The following is a 14,953-nucleotide window of genomic DNA, read 5'->3' as shown; positions in this document are numbered from 1 at the left end:
CCTCTGAAACCGTGCAGGGGGCAGCTAGTTCCAGTACGATTGCGGACGCTGCAAGTGGGAGGCTAGCTTGAACGTGATGTAAAAAGACTTTTGACTTCAGGCGATTTCGAGGCGGCGGTATCGCTTCCTCGGATATGCCCTCTTGAATAACAGGCAGCTATGTGGCCAATCACAGTTGGAACTCGCTAGCTTGCTGCCTTCCTGGAACATCCGGGGGCAGGCCTAGTTTGAAAGCCGATGACTGATGCCCGGACAGCCTTTCAAGATACGCTCGCCCAGCTCACGGCCTTAACCTACCCGTGTGACAGCGGGTTCTCGTTCCGGTTCTCCGTCGAGTATCTGAAAAGAGGTCGGATCTGCTATCAGTTTCGGGGTCGGAGCTGCAGCGGGCTCGCCGATCTCGCCGGTTACCGTATCAACATGATTGGCGGCACGATCAGCGCCTTTCCAGGGAACGCAGTAGTAACGGCTATCGATGCCTTCGAAGACAACGCCCTCATAGCTTTTTATGTGGGAGAAGAGTTCCAGACCGGCGCAATCACAACCGAGCTCTTGACAATAGTTGCGACCATGCCGGAGGTCCTCCTCGTCGAGCTCGAAACCATTCTAGCCGATGACAGGCCCGCACGTGCGTCCTTAACTCGTCTTGCCTTGGTCGGATTCGAGCAGGGCACCGCAGGATCGTCACCACGAGACAAGTCATGTCATTTGTGCGTGGATCATCTCCTTCATCCCTACTGGTGTCATGACAGATACATGTTGCTGTAGCTGCTGCTTTGCGGCTGGTTATAGATCGATGGATGGGTTCCCTCAAATCCCACTCGTCGGCCGGGCAGAAAACCGCAGCTCGCTTGGTGACGCGCCGTGCTCAACTTCGTTTCCAAGAAGCGCCGCGCGAACGTTCCCGTCATCAACACCTCCGACACAAAGGTTGCGCTGATACGCCCATTGACCCGAGCTTTTGCCTTCCCCGCTGCTCAGGATGATGAATCGCTACGACGGCCATTGCGGAAAGCAACGCCTTGGAGCGCCGCCTGCTGACGGTTAGTTCCTCCAATCTTCAAAGCTGGACAGGGGAACCGCGGGACACCCTGGAAGTTAGATCGCCTTCAACTCAGGAGAGAAACATGCCCGACGCACGACACGAAACCCTTATCGTCACAGGCCTAAAGAACGCACACGCCATGGAAAACCAAGCTCTGTCGATCATGCGTCCTCAGGTCGCTCGCATCGAAAGCTATCCCGAGGTCGCCCGCCGTCTTGAGCAGCACATCACCGAGACGGAGGGTCAGATTGGACGCATTGACGAGTTGCTAGATCAGTTCGGCGCTGACAGTTCTACGTTGAAGGACTTTGCCCTCTCCTTCTCCGGAAGCATGGCGGCGATGGGGCATACGATAGCAGGTGACGAAATCCTCAAGAACTCGTTCGCCAACTTTGCATTCGAGAATTTTGAAATCGCAGCTTATAAATCGCTCCTCATCCTTGCTGAGCTTGCCGGTCACGGAAATGTAACCTCCGCGCTCCTGGCGAACTTGAAAGAAGAACAGGCAATGGCCCAGTGGCTGGACGAGAACGTGGCTGCTGTCACTACCAGGTTCGCAAGCCTCAAGGAAGATGGGCAGACTGCCAAGGTCTAACTGCAATAGGTGTTTCCGATTAGCACGACCAGCACCGGGTCGCGTTTGCCCACTCGACGGAGGCACTGGAATGAACCTCGTCTCCCTAGGTGATCAAAGACATCGGGTGGATGCCGACAGAACGCGGGATTGACGCGGGCCAGATAAAAAGTTGGCACGAACCAATTTGTACGGACCAACGCGAGCCCGGCGTGATGTCTGATTTTCCAAGCCATTGCGAGCACAGAGGAGGCACTGGGATGGCGAAAGATTCCGAAGTAGAAATCCGCCGTCGAGCTTATGACATTTGGATAAGGGAGGGCTCACCCGCTGGACGGGACCGAGAACAATGGGAGCGCGCTTCTGAAGAATTGCGCGCGGTGGCATGCCAACCGCCGGCTTTAGCGGAAATTTCCATGGAAGAGTTAGGCCAGCAGCCCGAGGCGGCGACGAGGCCATGGCGACTGCCCCAGTGCATCTCCTCGCTGTAGTTCGGGAAGCTTGCTGCGGCGCCACCGGTGTCTGTTGTCGCCCAATCCCATCACTTGGCAGCGAGAGGTTTCTCCCCCCAACGGCGATTCTTCCGATTGCGCCGTTGTGCTATCCGGTGGGCGAGCGCCTTTAACATCGTATCCTGCGTGAGATCCGTCTGCATCTGTGCAGATCGCTCGAGCTGCTTTACAAACCGGCGCACTGTCGGCATCAACGAACAATTTCCCTTTCCATTTCGGCACCTGCTGAACCCGGTCCACTCATATCCCTCTCCTACTGTGCTGGAACAGGAATGGGCATGGCGTCTGCGCGTTCCGAACGGTTCGAGAACCGCGCGGTAACGTACGGGAATTTTTCCGATGCAGCTTTGATCGTCAGCGAGATTTTGCCCGAACGACACGCCTGCAGCCTTTAACTGGTGAAATTCGTGGGTGGCATGGAACCGAAACCGCCATGAGTTGTTCGTGTGGCTTCACATCAGAGGAGAGTCTCCATGTTTTATACCGACGGTAAGCTGCAATATCCTGTCCGGGTTGAGAAGCCCGATCCCCTGTTCGCGCGCGCCTTGCAGCAGGCGATCGGCGGCGTCGAGGGCGAGATCCGCGTGGCGATGCAATATTTCTTTCAGGCATGCGGCGCTCGCGGGGACCCTAAGTTCCGCGACCTGTTGATGAACACCGCTGCGGAAGAACTCGGACATATCGAAATGCTCGCGACCGCGGTTGCCATGAACCTCGAGGGCGCGCCGCTCAAACTCAAAGAGCAAATTGCCGCCGATCCGATCGGGGGAGCCGTCCTTGGCGGCATCAACCTCAAGAACCTGCTTTCTGCCGGACTTTCGGCGATGCCCGTCGATTCCGACGGCGTGCCATTCGACATGTCGCATATCTATGCAAGCGGAAACATTGCCGCTGATATGACCGCGAACGTAACTGCCGAATCGACCGGGCGGGTGCTAGCTGTCCGCCTGTTCAACATGACGAACGATCCCGGCATGAAGGATATGTTATCCTTTCTGATCGCCCGCGATACCATGCACCAGAACCAGTGGCTAGCCGCTCTCGAGGAATTGGGCGGGACATCGGGTGTATTCCCAATCCCAAACAGCTTTCCGCAAGAGCAGGAAAAGCAGGAATTCAGCTATACCTTCCTCGGCTTTCAAGCCGACGCCAGCGATCCGGTCCCCGGCCGGTGGTCACAGGGTTCCTCTGTTGATGGAAAGGGCGAATTCACCTCCATGCCTATGACGGCAGCGCTTGGACAGAAACCGGTGCTCGGTCCGGCAAAACCGAACAGCGGTGCGCAGACGGAGCAGCTCTGAGGATGACAGACGTCGGCGATATCGCCGGCGTCTTACCCGACGTGACGACTCGCATTCGAGAAGCCCAAACGCCTACTGGTCATTGCTGGGTCCCCGCGATGAAAATAAACCAAATCGGTTTGCCAGCTCGGTAGCTTTGTCCGGTTCCCTGGACACGCTCCACCACGAGCAACCGGGCGCGGCTTGTCCCTGCTGCCGGTCCGGTTGACCGACGGTACGTAACAATCGACTGATGATGCCGAACAGCCTATATTTGGAGAAGTTATGGCTACACCGTTGGGACGAGTTCGCGGCCTTGGGTCAGCCAAAGGGGGGGACGAGATCTTATGTTCGAAAGCAGGTATCTGGCATCGCGCCAGGCATTCTGACACGCCCTACCTGGTTGCCCTTGGGATATATTGCTCGGTCGCGACCGTGATGCCAACGGGAGCTTTTGGGGCCCCCGCTGGCTTTCGTTATCCTGAGCGCCATTACATGGACATCGGGATGAGGATCATCATTGAGTACTACGTTGACAGTCCCATGAGAAAGCTGGCCTTGGTGTTTTTGAATGCTGCGTTCAGCTGGTCGGTTGCCTACTGTGTGCGTTTGCAATCTGATGATGATGTTCGAATCCGCCTTGATGTGGTTGGCAAGCTCAAAGCGGCGCTGGAAGCTTAGCCGAGCGACGCTACGATGAAGATATTGCGCGTCGTCATCGCTGTCCGCCTTGCTTCCCGCGACCACGAGCAGGTTCTGCGTCAGTTCGTCCTGGAAGAATCCCGCACCGCCATTTCGACGTGGCATTCATCCTCGACCGTCTTGAGGATGTCGTAGGGCGGCCTGTTGTCGAAGGTGTCGATCCCGGCTGTGCTGGTACAATTGGGACCCGCCAAGTCCAGGAGACGCCGGCGGCGGCGAGTCTTGCATTCCTCCCTGCTCAGAATTCTTCCAGATCCTCGACCGCGAACTCGTTGAAAGTCGCCCAGAGCTGGAAAGCGAATGACTTCGAATTTGGAGTAGTTTCGGGTCGGCCTCGGCCGCCGCGGCAAACCGAGAGGTGCGGCAATAGGAACGGTCGTATCTATCGCTCGATCGTGCCGTTACGCCTGATTTTCCTCTGCAGGAGCAAGATGCCATAGAGCAATGCTTCAGCAGTTGGTGGGCAGCCTGGAACGTAGATATCCACGGGAACGATACGGTCGCAGCCACGCACTACGGAATAGGAGTAGTGATAGTATCCGCCGCCATTGGCACAAGAGCCCATCGAGATTACGTATCGCGGCTCGGGCATCTGATCGTAAACCTTGCGAAGCGCTGGTGCCATCTTGTTGCAGAGCGTCCCCGCAACGATCATCAAATCGGACTGCCTGGGGCTGCCGCGCGGAGCAACACCAAACCTCTCGACGTCGTAGCGCGGCATCGACATTTGCATCATCTCGATGGCGCAGCATGCAAGGCCGAACGTCATCCACATCAACGAGCCGGTTCTGGCCCAGGTGATCAACTCATCCGTACTAGTGACGAGAAAGCCTTTGTCGGCCAGTTCGGCATTGATCATGCCCATGGTAGGATCGCCGCGGGTCTGCTCACCAGGATACTGGAAGTTCATTGGGCTGCGTGGGTGAACAGATTGAGACATGAGGATCTCCATGTAGCGTCGAACTCAACAACCGAATGGTGACTGCGTTCCAAAACCCAACCGCACGGTCCAAAACCGTACCGAAACCAGTAATGACCGAGCTCTCCCGGGATCGCTCCAGGTGGAATAGCTGTCGCTAGCAGGGCGAATTCTGTCGGACGTCCATCGTTCCAGTCGCGGAAGTCGAGCTAGGGCGGATTAGCAGCGCAACGGAGATCTCGCAGATGCGATCGGCGGGTAGATTTCGCCGTCGCGATTTCAGCTATTTTGGCTGGCAGCGAGCTTGCATTCCTCGTCTTCGGAGTGGTGGACCGCACGAGAAAGAGCGCGTGAAGCCGAACCCCGCCTTCAACAGTTAAGCAGCGAAACGAGTTGCGCAAGGCAGCCACCCCGGATCATATCCTATCGGAAAAAGGACCGGCATCTACTCAAAGCTCCCCCATCAGCTTCGATACGCTACCCCGGCCGAATGGAATGTTGCGCCCGTGGACGCGGATGTGGAGAACGACGCCAAGTGGGGCAGCGTCCAATGCCTCAAGGTAGTCGATTGCATCTTGCATTGTCGGCGTCTTTTCCTCGGTGAAAAAGCCATCCCGGACGAGTGTGATCGTGGTCGCGCACGCGCCATATATGGCCAAGGTCTCTTTCGCGCTGAAGTTATCGCTCATCTCGCCTGCTCCAGTAGGGGGCAAATCCATTTCCGCCGGCGCCGGGTCAGTGCTGCTGTTGTTGGCCGCTGTCGCAGCGTCGGACTAGACTTTTCCCGGCGTGAAGAAAGCCAAACACGCCACCGCAATAATTACCGCGACGACGAAGATAGTCAGACCGAGTTTGACCATGCCTTTCGTGGCTCTTTGCTCTGTGTTGCTCATGTCCATAAAACATAGACGAAATATGGAAGTTCCGCCGCTTGGCATGCTGACCTCACCGACGAAACAAGTCCGACCAATATTTCCGGGCACCAGTACCAGTTATCCGAACTGGCAGCCACGACATCCTGCCGAACTTTCTCGCGCGCCGCCGTCGGTTTGGATCACAAGGCAGCCGACCTACGCAAGTAAACGGGCTCTAAGAATGCTGATGGCATTGCAGAAGCGCGCGATCCGCAAACGATCCACAGTGTGCTAGCTTGCGATGCGTTGATTTGCGTCGGGTATCGCCAAGGGCAACGGCGGCTTATTCCGGCATTCTTCGTTCCGCGGGACGCTACAGAAAACCGATGTCAGAGCTGGAGCCTTAGTTTACACCGACAAACTGGCGGTCGAAACGAAAGCTGGAGCACGCGAGCTGCGGCCACTCTTGCTTCCTCCATTCGGCCAAATTTGGCCAGCGCGGCGGCCAAAGCGCATGAGTGGCGTTGGCCAGTTTTCATCCCGAAGTCAGATCAATGGCTGCCTATCACCACCCGCCGATAAAAGCCTGATCGAGCCTTCCTCTGTACGTTGACGGACATATCCGGAACGCGGGCTCTCTCGCAGGAACCCGGTCGTGTTTTTGAGGTTGGACCATAGTAACGATGTCCTAACCCAAAGGTGATACTCATGATCATAAAGATCCTTGCAACGTCGGCGCTCGCACTCACACTCGCGACATCCGCCATCGCCCAGTCGTCGGGAAGCTCGGGAAACTCGGGGGCTGCTAACGGCGGGACCTCGGGCAATAGCTCGTCGTCTGGCGGCGCCGCATCCGGGAGCGGCAACAGCGGCGGCAATTCTACTGGCACTGGAGCCGACGCTGGCAATCCCACGGACAGCACCAGCAATTCAGGTGCCTCCGGCGGCGATCCGAATGACTGCCAGCGCGCAGCGGGAACTGGCACCGGTAATCCTGCTCCCACCAGCTCGGCGCAATCCGGTGCGGCCAACGCTTGCTGATGTCTCTCGCGACAGGAAATGCCGCTGCTCTCTCGCCAGGATCACCATAAATGCTCCTTGAAAGCGGCATTTCCACCACTTTACATCCTCGGAGGGATCATGCGCTGCCGTCCAGTTGCAAAAATTTGCATAATGCTGCTTGATCCCCTTCCGGATCAGCGTTGCCCGAACGAGTGCTTCAACGCATGTCTTAGCGGTTTGCATCGGGCAACGCGTCATTAAATCGCCCTACGTCCGGCAAGTGATTTCGCTAAATGAGCAGTAGGGCTCTATCATGATATCGGCTCTGGCTGACGTGGCCCCCAGAAGTTCTTCGGCGATGCAGCCGGCGAGCGACCTGGTTATGAAATGCGTGGATTTCAAGCGGAACCGACAGCAGTTTAGCTACCATTGAACTTAGCGCAGGAACTTGAGGTGCGTTGCTGGAGTCTCCTGCTCGAAAGGAGCCCGTCATGGCAAAACTGAAGATTCCGAAAAAGGTCGGCGCATCACGCCGCGGAACCTCGGCTTTCGAATTGCTCGGTCGATGTCGCGCTGCGCCGGTCGGGGCGGCAAGTCGTCGACGTCATTGATCGCCGGGGGGATATCAAAGTGGCCTCGACCTCATAAAGCGCTGCGATGATGGGAATAGCCTCGCCAGCGAGCTCCGCTCGCTTTGCATCAGCACACCCCGCGGCCATCGCCCGGTATGCGCCCTCAACATCGCGGATCGCGAACTTAGACTCGGCGAATATTAAGATTATGGTCGTACGCGATCAACTGGCCTGTTGCTAGCGCCATCAGCCGCTGCGAGGTGATGGCCGGCGCCGGTCTCCCCTGCCGTTTCGTCAAACGTGGTCCGGCCCCAACCAGGATCACTCGCATATCGTCGGGCTGCAAGTTTTGGAAGTCGCGGCTGATCATGAAGTGAGCGAGCTCAAAAATCGCGACCGCCATTTGGACGCCTGTGGGTCCCCCGCCAATAACTGGCCTGCTTCTCAGCCTCGCTCTTCGCCCGCTCCGCTCGCTCGAAAGCCAGAAGCAGCCGATGGCGGATCTGGCGCGCCTCATGGATGCTCTTGAGGCTGGGTGCGAACGGCCGCCAAACATCGTGTCCAAAATAGTTCTAGTCAGAACCTGTCGCAAGGACGAGCTTATTATAGGAGAGCGAGTCGCCATCGGACAGTGATACTCTACGCGAGGATGGAGCCGACACCTCAGCCATGATCTTGTTGAAGTTTTTGAAACGCGCGAGCGTCTTACGAATGGGCTCGGCGATGTCGGCCGGCGACAAGGCTGCAGTGGCGATCTGATAAAGGAGCGGCTGAAAGAGATTATGGTTGCGTCGGTCAACGAGCGTGACCTTGATATCCCCAGCGGCACCGAGTTCGGTTGCGCACGCGAGACCGCCGAAACCGCCGCCGATGATGACGACACGGCGGGAGGAGCGGCATTCTGCACCGATGGTAGCTCGATCTTCATTTACGTTCATCGAAAAAATTTTCGACTGCTTCGCCGATATCGCTTATTCAACCGACTCTTTATGTCGGGAGCCCGAGGCAGCGCAATGAAAGCAGGTCTTCCAGGGTAATCAGGGGGCCGAACAGGAGAAACGACCACACTGGTCGCGTCGCGAAGAGGAGGCCAAGACCGAAGGCCGCCCAGATCGCCGCTGTGCGGAGTTCGCGCAGCATCTCAGTCATGGAGCCGCCTCATGATCAACAACCCAACGCCTATCATCGCCCCACCCCAGGCAAGGAAACCGAGGTCCCAGAATAGCCACTGCCCGCGGGGAGCCATCTCATTGACGTGATGCAGGCCGAGGACATGGTGGTCGATGACGCCTTCGATGAGGTTGAACGCTCCGAAGCCGATGAGCATGGTGGCGACAAGATCGCCCGTCGACCAGCGGAAATGGCTGAGGCGGCCGCACCGCCACAAAATAAAAAGCCCGGCGAGCACGAAGACGTATGTACCGGAATGGAAGACGCCGTCCCAGAAGGTGTTCAGTTCGAGGTTCTCGATCGTGGTGATTGGATACCATGAGCTGAGCATATGATGCCATTGCAGAAGCTGGTGGAGGACAATTCCATCAAAGAAACCTCCGAGTCCCAAGCCCAGAAGCAGGCCAGCGGACAGAGGGAAGCTTCGCGTGGGTCGCCTCTCCAAGCCCGTCATGCGAGCAACTTGGCAGCGACCGCCGCTTCTACGAACGCTCTGCGGGCAAGCTCCGGGCTGCCGTGACTTGCAATCGCATCGACACATCGGCGCTTAGCAACTTCGTATTCGGAACCATAGCTTGATGGCCAGCGATGGAGAAGCGCCGCCAATGCCGCATCGGGGCTGTCGAGACGTTCCCGCATGCCGTTACCGATCCGGACGAAGACAGGCGATTGCCAGGTGACGCAGAAATCGGCGTCGATAATCTCATTCATGGGAGACCTCATGTATATTTTCCCCACGAACCTCTGTCGGGCTTGCGAGTTCCCGCGCTTGACGCTTAGTGCCCACCAAACGAGCGCGGAGGTGCCGCGTTGCTCATCGCTCTCCTGTGGCGGACGCCGGCAATCCGCCGGCGTCCGCCACAGGATATTGCAGCTTACCGTCAGTGTCGAACATGGAACTTTCCTCCGTTGTGAAGCCCGCAAACAAGCGACAGCCGATCAGGTTCCCTCCTGTTTGCGCCTTCCGAAGAATGAGCAGAGGGAACTTCTCCCTCGGAGCGGAGTTCGTTGCGCTCACGAAGGAGATTTTGATGGTTGTTCAGCTTTCACTTGAGACCGACGATATTGCGCCGACTGCGGAAAGCGCGTCTGGAGCACGGGTCTTTGCACCTGATCTGGCATACCGCCTGATGTCGATCGTCAATGTGATTTTCCACGGCGACCCTGCAAAGGGTAATGACTGGGTGTTGATCGACACCGGTCTGCCGACGTCGAAGAATACAATCGTCGAGACGGCGGAAGCCCGGTTCGGACGAAATACACGCCCGTCTGCGATCGTCATGACGCATGCCCATTTCGACCACGCCGGCTCCCTGGAGGGGCTCGCGGAGCATTGGGACGTTCCAGTCTACGCGCATCCTCTCGAGTTTCCATATTTAAACGGACAAGCCTCTTATCCGCCGGCCGATGCCTTTGTCGGCGGTGGCGCGATGGCGCTGTTGTCGCCTCTCTTTCCACGCTCCCCCGTCGATGTGGGTCGGTGGCTGAAGATGCTGCCGCCGGATCGGAGTGTACCAGCCATGCCGGGATGGGAGTGGCTGCATACGCCAGGGCACACGCCGGGTCACATCTCGTTGTGGCGTGAAAGTGACCGCACCTTGATAGCCGGCGACGCGATCGTCACGACAGGCCAGGAATCCGTCTATGAGGTTATGACGCAAAAACCGGAGATGCACGGGCCACCGCGCTACCTGACACCCGATTGGGACGAGGCCGAACGCTCGGTCGTCATGCTGGCTAGTCTGGAACCGGAACTGGTCATCACGGGGCACGGCCAGCCGGTTCGGGGCGAACACATGCGTGCGCGTCTCCACGAGCTTGCCGCGAATTTTTCAGCAATTGCCGTGCCTGGCGGACGACCGTATGCGCTCGACCCGGCAAAGCCTGGCAAGAGCGGAAACGACGCCTACCGGTAGACCGATAGTCTCACGTTGATGATCGACCAGGGGAGAAAGAAGGAATGGCAAGTCAAGATGATGTCATCGGCCGACGCGCTAATCGGATCCGGGGAGCAGCGGGCCGACCGGCCGGAAAGCAGTCTGAGCACTGTCGGGCGGCGGAGGAACGGCCCAGCGCGGGACCCTCTGAAACCTTAGCTGCACCCCCAGTCATTTCTGACCATGGTGATAGCCAGCGTGAGCTAGAGTTTGATGAGCATGCCATTGCTCATCCTGAAGACCGGCCCGACCTTCAGGTCGTTAAAACAGGGGCCGCGACCTTCGTGAGCAAGGCAGGTGAGCGAATACGGCGAAGGCCTTCGGTCAAGTAAGTTCGCTTTGCTTGAAAGGTGAATTGGTTCAACAGCGAGCCGACGCGAGAGGACGCTTGCGAATTGGGAGGACCACGATGACGACACCGCTCGGACGCGTTCGGGGTTTGGGATCCGCGAAGGGAGGCACCCGGCCTTACGTTCTCAAACAAGCATCGGGTTTGGCATTGGGCATCTTGACCCCTTATTTGATCGGGATCGGGATCTATCTGCTTGGAAGAGATCGCGACTTTGTCGTTGCTTCGATCGGCAGCTTCTGGATTGGCCCCGCCCTCCTCGCCTTCATTCTTCTCAGCGCCGTCCACATGGATATCGGCATGCGGACGATCATCGAAGACTACGTCCATGGACACATGAGAAAGCTCGTCCTTCTGTTTCTGAACTCGGCCTTCACCTGGCTGGTCTGTCTACTCTGTCTCTTCGCCATCCTCAGGATGATGTTTGAAGCTGCACAGCAATAGTCTAGGTCGTGGTGAAACGTTACGCCTTCCCGCCGCTAGAATCGCCCGTACGGTTCCGCACTGTTCCCGAACGAGCGGGAACGCGTAGCTTCCATCCTCATTCTTCTTCGACCACGAGGAGAGAAAACATGAGCGGACTGGGTGGAACGGGTGCGGAGATCAAAAAGGAAATCGTTGCCTTAATGCCGGCGGTGCACCGCTTCGCGATGCGGTTCGAACGATCTGTGACAGATGCGGACGATCTCACGCAGGATACCATGCTCAAGGCGCTCGCTCACATTGATCAATTTCGGCCCGGGACCAACGTAAAATCCTGGCTGTTCACGATTGCCCGCAACACCTATTGCACGAAATACAAGATCCGCCAGAGATTTACCCTCTGTGCGGACATGGAAGTCGCTACATCCGGGCAGGCGGTACAATCGACCCAGGAATGGTCTTTGCGCACGGGGGAAGTCGATAAAGCCATTTCAGCTCTCGACGCCGACAAGCGCCAGGTGTTGCTGATGGCGGCAAATGGCGACAGCTACGAGGATATCGCCGGGGTGTGCGGGTGCGAACTCGGCACGATCAAAAGCCGTATCTCGCGTGCAAGGGCCGCCGTAATTTCGGCGCTCGGTGAAACCACCGCGTCAGGAGCCGTCGCTGCAAGGTGATATACGATCATGGTGGACAGCAGATTACAATCCTACAAAAACTGCCCAAGCCACTTCCCGCCATCGGGGGACCACGCGTAGTTTTTGCGGATCCGTAAGCTCCCTGAAAAGCGGGAACCAGCGCCTCATTTGGAAGTTTGAAGGCCAGAAAGGATAGGGGGAACAATGCGCTTCGTACCGACCATGCTTCATGGAATTGCTTATGTCGTCGGGTCCTTTGTGATCGGCCTGCCGTTTTTTCTCGAACTCAATGGCACTCCTCGAATGGTGCTTATCGCGCTCGGCATCATTATGGTGCTCTACAGGCTCCTGACCGACCATGAAATTGACGCTGTGCGGTTCCTACGGATCCGTTCGTTGCTTGATGCTATCTTTGGCGTAGCAATGCTGCTCTCACCCTGGCTTTTTCCCTTTCCCATGGATACGCGCTGGCCGGTCTACGCAATCGGGGTTGTTGCGCTCATTCTTGCTATCACCACGCAAATCCGTGCTGAAGGAACGGCCGCGATCAATTGAACTTACAAGGAGCTTATCGATGAAGGCACTGTGCTGGCATGGCAAGGGCGACATCCGCTGCGACAGCGTTCCGGATCCCAAGATCGAAGATGGGCGCGACGCCATCATCAAGATGACCGCCTGCGCCATCTGCGGCTCAGATCTGCACCTGATGGATGGCTACATTCCCTTTATGGAAAAGGGCGACGTGCTCGGCCACGAATTCATGGGCGAGGTCGTTGAGGTCGGACGTGACAACAAGAAGCTGAAGGTTGGTGACAGGGTGGTGGTGCCGTTCACCATCTGCTGTGGGGAATGTCAGCAATGCCTCAGAGGCAACTGGTCGGTTTGTGAACGCACCAACCGCGATGCCGATAACGCCACCAAGGCGTTTGGCTATCCAACCGCCGGCTTGTTCGGATACTCGCATCTGACGGGCGCCTACGCCGGCGGTCAGGCGGAGTATGTGCGTGTTCCCTATGCAGACGTTTCTCCAATCGTCATTCCCGATGGAATGACCGATGAGCAGGCGCTGTTTTTAGGCGACATTTTTCCGACGGGGTGGATGGCCGCAGCCAACTGCGAGATCGAACCCACCGATATCGTCGCCGTCTGGGGCTGCGGTCCGGTCGGTCAGTTTTGCATCAAAAGCGCGCTGATGCAGGGTGCCGCGCGGATCATTGCCATCGACAATGTTCCGGAGCGTCTGGCGCTGGCGCAGTCGGCTGGAGCCGAGATCATCAATTTCGACGAAGTGGACGGCACAATCCCGGACCGCATCAAGGAGATGACCGGGGGTCATGGCGCCGACAAGTGCATCGACGCTGTTGGTGCGGAATCCCATGCTACAGCATCATTTGATGCCGTCGTCGACAAGGTCAAGGCCGCCACCCTGCTTGGAACTGACCGCCCGCATGCGCTACGAACCGCGATCATGGCTTGCCGACCCGCCGGGATCGTCTCGGTTCCTGGGGTCTATGGCGGTTTCCTCGACAAGATTCCTTTTGGCGCCGCAATGAACAAGGGACTGACGATCCGCACCGGTCAGACCCATGTCAACCGCTATTCACTCGATTTGCTTCGCCGCATCGAGGAAGGCGAGATCGATCCGAGCTTTATCATCACGCATCGGGCGAAGCTCGAAGACGGCCCGGCTCTCTACGAGACTTTCAGGGACAAGAAGGACAACTGCATCAAGGTCGTCCTGACGGCATGAGATTATGAACGCTGATGCCAGAGCACTCAAGGAAGCGTGTCGCAGTTTCGAGGCCAGGCATGGAGTCGAGGCTTCTCTCAACGTGATGGCCGGCATGATGCAGGACCGCCTTGGCGACCATAGCCTCGCTGTACAATTCCAAGGCTGTGATGCAGGCGCGCCACCTCCCCAACCGGTAGACCTCGACGAAGTCGGACCGCCGATGCATGAAGAAGGCGCAGCCGGATGAGCTCACGCGCCTGCGACTTGATCGGCCGCCTTGAAGAAAAACATGTCACCCGCGCTCAGCGGCTGAACGCGCTTCTGCATTTACTTCCACGATACTACACCGATCGCAGGTGGAATGCGAAAGTCGCCAACGCCATAGTCTTGGGGCTGCAATCCGTCTTTCCATCGCGCCTGTTTCACGACTGCCGCGTTTTCAGCAGAAGCATCGCGGCCGGCGAACGTAGCGTCGGCTTGCGGTTTCTCCTGCCCGATGGAGCGCCAAGAGGTGTTTATGTGCACTTTCACGGTGGCGCGTGGGTGCTCGGCAATGCCCGCCTCGATGATGGCATCACGTCACGTGTCGCTAAAGAGTGCCAACTCATCGCCGTCGCTGTCGATTTTCGTAACGCCCTCGATGATCGCGTCGACCTTGCCATAGACGACTGTGAAATCGCTCTGAACTGGGTGGTCCGGAACCTGTCAAATCTCGGCGTCGGACGGATTGTTCTGGGCGGTGAGTCATCTGGGGCTCACCTTGCCGCCCAGGCCTTGCTGCGTCTGCGGGACCGGGGAATGGTCGAAGCATTCTGGGGATTTATCTCGACATGCGGCGCGTTTGATTTCAAGGGATCGCGCAGCCTCAGGAGCGCGAATAGCGCCTCCCTCATCGTGGACGCTCCCGCTGCTCTTCGAAATCTACAAAGATTACGTTCCAATTTGCCCTGGAATGAACGGGATGGGCCGTTACATGCGCAGCTCGAGGGCCTCCCGCCGGCTCTGTTCATCGCGGGCGAGCTCGATCCCATCGTCGATGACAGCATTCAGATGTTCCGCACTTGGCAAGACGCAAACGGAAACGCATCGTTAAGCATCGTTCCGGCCGGGCCGCATGGTTTCAACCGGCTTCCGACGGCTATCGCTAAAATCACCAACGCCTACGCGCGAGAATGGCTGATCGATAGATGTTCGGGCTTACATTGACGCCCTTTCCGGGCGCGGACACCGAGCGCTGGATCAAT

20 protein-coding genes are annotated in these 14,953 nt (G+C 57.7%); 13 read left to right on the top strand and 7 right to left on the bottom strand.

Going from position 1 to position 14,953, the window contains the following annotated elements; all coding sequences use genetic code 11:
- Nucleotides 1–237 precede the first annotated feature (237 nt).
- From AC2444_RS34900 to AC2444_RS34875, 6 genes are all read left to right on the top strand, one after another.
- Nucleotides 238–768 carry a hypothetical protein gene (locus AC2444_RS34900; protein ID WP_003555386.1) on the top strand — a complete coding sequence of 177 codons (531 nt, stop codon included), beginning with the start codon at nt 238–240 and terminating at the stop codon, nt 766–768.
- Between the two features lie 359 nt (nt 769–1,127).
- Nucleotides 1,128–1,640 (top strand): ferritin-like domain-containing protein, encoded by a 513-nt coding sequence (locus tag AC2444_RS34895; protein ID WP_128407283.1) that lies wholly within the window; start codon nt 1,128–1,130, stop codon nt 1,638–1,640.
- A gap of 110 nt (nt 1,641–1,750) precedes the next feature.
- A complete protein-coding gene (locus AC2444_RS34890) occupies nt 1,751–2,110 on the top strand; it encodes a DUF2934 domain-containing protein (RefSeq protein WP_432431639.1) in 360 nt (119 codons plus the stop codon).
- A gap of 494 nt (nt 2,111–2,604) precedes the next feature.
- A complete protein-coding gene (locus tag AC2444_RS34885; RefSeq protein WP_128407285.1) occupies nt 2,605–3,432 on the top strand; it encodes a manganese catalase family protein in 828 nt (275 codons plus the stop codon).
- A gap of 486 nt (nt 3,433–3,918) precedes the next feature.
- Nucleotides 3,919–4,092, top strand: coding sequence for a hypothetical protein (locus AC2444_RS34880; protein ID WP_245461337.1), 174 nt, complete (start codon nt 3,919–3,921; stop codon nt 4,090–4,092).
- Nucleotides 4,093–4,107: 15 nt separating this feature from the next.
- Entirely contained in the window at nt 4,108–4,248 is a 141-nt protein-coding gene (locus AC2444_RS34875) for a hypothetical protein (protein ID WP_164902828.1), read from the top strand.
- A gap of 247 nt (nt 4,249–4,495) precedes the next feature.
- Here the strand turns inward: AC2444_RS34875 and AC2444_RS34870 are convergent, their stop codons facing one another.
- Both AC2444_RS34870 and AC2444_RS34865 read right to left on the bottom strand, forming a co-directional pair.
- Nucleotides 4,496–5,023, bottom strand: a complete 528-nt coding sequence (locus tag AC2444_RS34870) for a NuoB/complex I 20 kDa subunit family protein (RefSeq protein WP_221964793.1) — start codon at nt 5,021–5,023, stop codon at nt 4,496–4,498.
- Between the two features lie 458 nt (nt 5,024–5,481).
- Nucleotides 5,482–5,721 (bottom strand): hypothetical protein, encoded by a 240-nt coding sequence (locus tag AC2444_RS34865; RefSeq protein ID WP_003555381.1) that lies wholly within the window; start codon nt 5,719–5,721, stop codon nt 5,482–5,484.
- Nucleotides 5,722–6,594: 873 nt separating this feature from the next.
- Here AC2444_RS34865 and AC2444_RS34860 point away from each other — a divergent pair.
- Nucleotides 6,595–6,927, top strand: coding sequence for an oxidoreductase (locus AC2444_RS34860; RefSeq protein WP_128407287.1), 333 nt, complete (start codon nt 6,595–6,597; stop codon nt 6,925–6,927).
- A gap of 717 nt (nt 6,928–7,644) precedes the next feature.
- On the opposite strand, the gene AC2444_RS34855 is transcribed toward AC2444_RS34860, so the two are convergent.
- The 5 genes from AC2444_RS34855 to AC2444_RS34835 all read right to left on the bottom strand — a co-directional run bounded on the left by AC2444_RS34855 (nt 7,645) and on the right by AC2444_RS34835 (nt 9,341).
- Complete coding sequence (locus AC2444_RS34855) at nt 7,645–7,863, bottom strand: hypothetical protein (protein WP_245461336.1); 219 nt, start codon at nt 7,861–7,863, stop codon at nt 7,645–7,647.
- Between the two features lie 169 nt (nt 7,864–8,032).
- A complete protein-coding gene (locus AC2444_RS34850) occupies nt 8,033–8,398 on the bottom strand; it encodes an FAD-dependent oxidoreductase (protein WP_245461335.1) in 366 nt (121 codons plus the stop codon).
- A gap of 49 nt (nt 8,399–8,447) precedes the next feature.
- Nucleotides 8,448–8,609 carry a hypothetical protein gene (locus AC2444_RS34845; RefSeq protein ID WP_003555379.1) on the bottom strand — a complete coding sequence of 54 codons (162 nt, stop codon included), beginning with the start codon at nt 8,607–8,609 and terminating at the stop codon, nt 8,448–8,450.
- Nucleotides 8,602–9,084, bottom strand: coding sequence for a DUF2243 domain-containing protein (locus tag AC2444_RS34840; RefSeq protein ID WP_003555378.1), 483 nt, complete (start codon nt 9,082–9,084; stop codon nt 8,602–8,604). Before AC2444_RS34840 ends, AC2444_RS34845 begins: the two co-directional genes overlap by 8 nt.
- A complete protein-coding gene (locus tag AC2444_RS34835; RefSeq protein WP_003555376.1) occupies nt 9,081–9,341 on the bottom strand; it encodes a DUF982 domain-containing protein in 261 nt (86 codons plus the stop codon). Before AC2444_RS34835 ends, AC2444_RS34840 begins: the two co-directional genes overlap by 4 nt.
- Nucleotides 9,342–9,661: 320 nt before the next feature.
- Between AC2444_RS34835 and AC2444_RS34830 the strand changes: the two genes are divergently transcribed.
- From AC2444_RS34830 to AC2444_RS34805, 6 genes are all read left to right on the top strand, one after another.
- Entirely contained in the window at nt 9,662–10,546 is an 885-nt protein-coding gene (locus tag AC2444_RS34830; protein WP_003555375.1) for an MBL fold metallo-hydrolase, read from the top strand.
- A 430-nt stretch (nt 10,547–10,976) separates the two neighbouring features.
- Entirely contained in the window at nt 10,977–11,360 is a 384-nt protein-coding gene (sdhD, locus tag AC2444_RS34825) for a succinate dehydrogenase, hydrophobic membrane anchor protein (RefSeq protein WP_003555374.1), read from the top strand.
- Nucleotides 11,361–11,488: 128 nt separating this feature from the next.
- Complete coding sequence (locus AC2444_RS34820; protein WP_012760466.1) at nt 11,489–12,016, top strand: sigma-70 family RNA polymerase sigma factor; 528 nt, start codon at nt 11,489–11,491, stop codon at nt 12,014–12,016.
- Nucleotides 12,017–12,181: 165 nt separating this feature from the next.
- Nucleotides 12,182–12,532 carry an SPW repeat domain-containing protein gene (locus AC2444_RS34815; RefSeq protein WP_003555372.1) on the top strand — a complete coding sequence of 117 codons (351 nt, stop codon included), beginning with the start codon at nt 12,182–12,184 and terminating at the stop codon, nt 12,530–12,532.
- A 19-nt stretch (nt 12,533–12,551) separates the two neighbouring features.
- Nucleotides 12,552–13,727 carry a zinc-dependent alcohol dehydrogenase gene (locus AC2444_RS34810; RefSeq protein ID WP_128407292.1) on the top strand — a complete coding sequence of 392 codons (1,176 nt, stop codon included), beginning with the start codon at nt 12,552–12,554 and terminating at the stop codon, nt 13,725–13,727.
- Nucleotides 13,728–13,952: 225 nt separating this feature from the next.
- Complete coding sequence (locus AC2444_RS34805; protein WP_487762943.1) at nt 13,953–14,915, top strand: alpha/beta hydrolase; 963 nt, start codon at nt 13,953–13,955, stop codon at nt 14,913–14,915.
- Nucleotides 14,916–14,953: the final 38 nt, after the last annotated feature.

Source organism: Rhizobium sp. WSM1328 (genome assembly GCF_057653715.1).
This window is presented reverse-complemented; position numbering and strand designations above follow the sequence as displayed.

Coding starts and splice junctions, on each gene's coding strand:
- AC2444_RS34900 (WP_003555386.1), top strand. CDS start 238: ATGACTGATGCCCGGACAGCCTTTCAAGATACGCTCGCCCAGCTCACG.
- AC2444_RS34895 (WP_128407283.1), top strand. CDS start 1,128: ATGCCCGACGCACGACACGAAACCCTTATCGTCACAGGCCTAAAGAAC.
- AC2444_RS34890 (WP_432431639.1), top strand. CDS start 1,751: ATGCCGACAGAACGCGGGATTGACGCGGGCCAGATAAAAAGTTGGCAC.
- AC2444_RS34885 (WP_128407285.1), top strand. CDS start 2,605: ATGTTTTATACCGACGGTAAGCTGCAATATCCTGTCCGGGTTGAGAAG.
- AC2444_RS34880 (WP_245461337.1), top strand. CDS start 3,919: ATGAGGATCATCATTGAGTACTACGTTGACAGTCCCATGAGAAAGCTG.
- AC2444_RS34875 (WP_164902828.1), top strand. CDS start 4,108: ATGAAGATATTGCGCGTCGTCATCGCTGTCCGCCTTGCTTCCCGCGAC.
- AC2444_RS34870 (WP_221964793.1), bottom strand. CDS start 5,023: ATGAACTTCCAGTATCCTGGTGAGCAGACCCGCGGCGATCCTACCATG.
- AC2444_RS34865 (WP_003555381.1), bottom strand. CDS start 5,721: ATGAGCGATAACTTCAGCGCGAAAGAGACCTTGGCCATATATGGCGCG.
- AC2444_RS34860 (WP_128407287.1), top strand. CDS start 6,595: ATGATCATAAAGATCCTTGCAACGTCGGCGCTCGCACTCACACTCGCG.
- AC2444_RS34855 (WP_245461336.1), bottom strand. CDS start 7,863: ATGGCGGTCGCGATTTTTGAGCTCGCTCACTTCATGATCAGCCGCGAC.
- AC2444_RS34850 (WP_245461335.1), bottom strand. CDS start 8,398: ATGAACGTAAATGAAGATCGAGCTACCATCGGTGCAGAATGCCGCTCC.
- AC2444_RS34845 (WP_003555379.1), bottom strand. CDS start 8,609: ATGACTGAGATGCTGCGCGAACTCCGCACAGCGGCGATCTGGGCGGCC.
- AC2444_RS34840 (WP_003555378.1), bottom strand. CDS start 9,084: ATGACGGGCTTGGAGAGGCGACCCACGCGAAGCTTCCCTCTGTCCGCT.
- AC2444_RS34835 (WP_003555376.1), bottom strand. CDS start 9,341: ATGAATGAGATTATCGACGCCGATTTCTGCGTCACCTGGCAATCGCCT.
- AC2444_RS34830 (WP_003555375.1), top strand. CDS start 9,662: ATGGTTGTTCAGCTTTCACTTGAGACCGACGATATTGCGCCGACTGCG.
- sdhD (WP_003555374.1), top strand. CDS start 10,977: ATGACGACACCGCTCGGACGCGTTCGGGGTTTGGGATCCGCGAAGGGA.
- AC2444_RS34820 (WP_012760466.1), top strand. CDS start 11,489: ATGAGCGGACTGGGTGGAACGGGTGCGGAGATCAAAAAGGAAATCGTT.
- AC2444_RS34815 (WP_003555372.1), top strand. CDS start 12,182: ATGCGCTTCGTACCGACCATGCTTCATGGAATTGCTTATGTCGTCGGG.
- AC2444_RS34810 (WP_128407292.1), top strand. CDS start 12,552: ATGAAGGCACTGTGCTGGCATGGCAAGGGCGACATCCGCTGCGACAGC.
- AC2444_RS34805 (WP_487762943.1), top strand. CDS start 13,953: ATGAGCTCACGCGCCTGCGACTTGATCGGCCGCCTTGAAGAAAAACAT.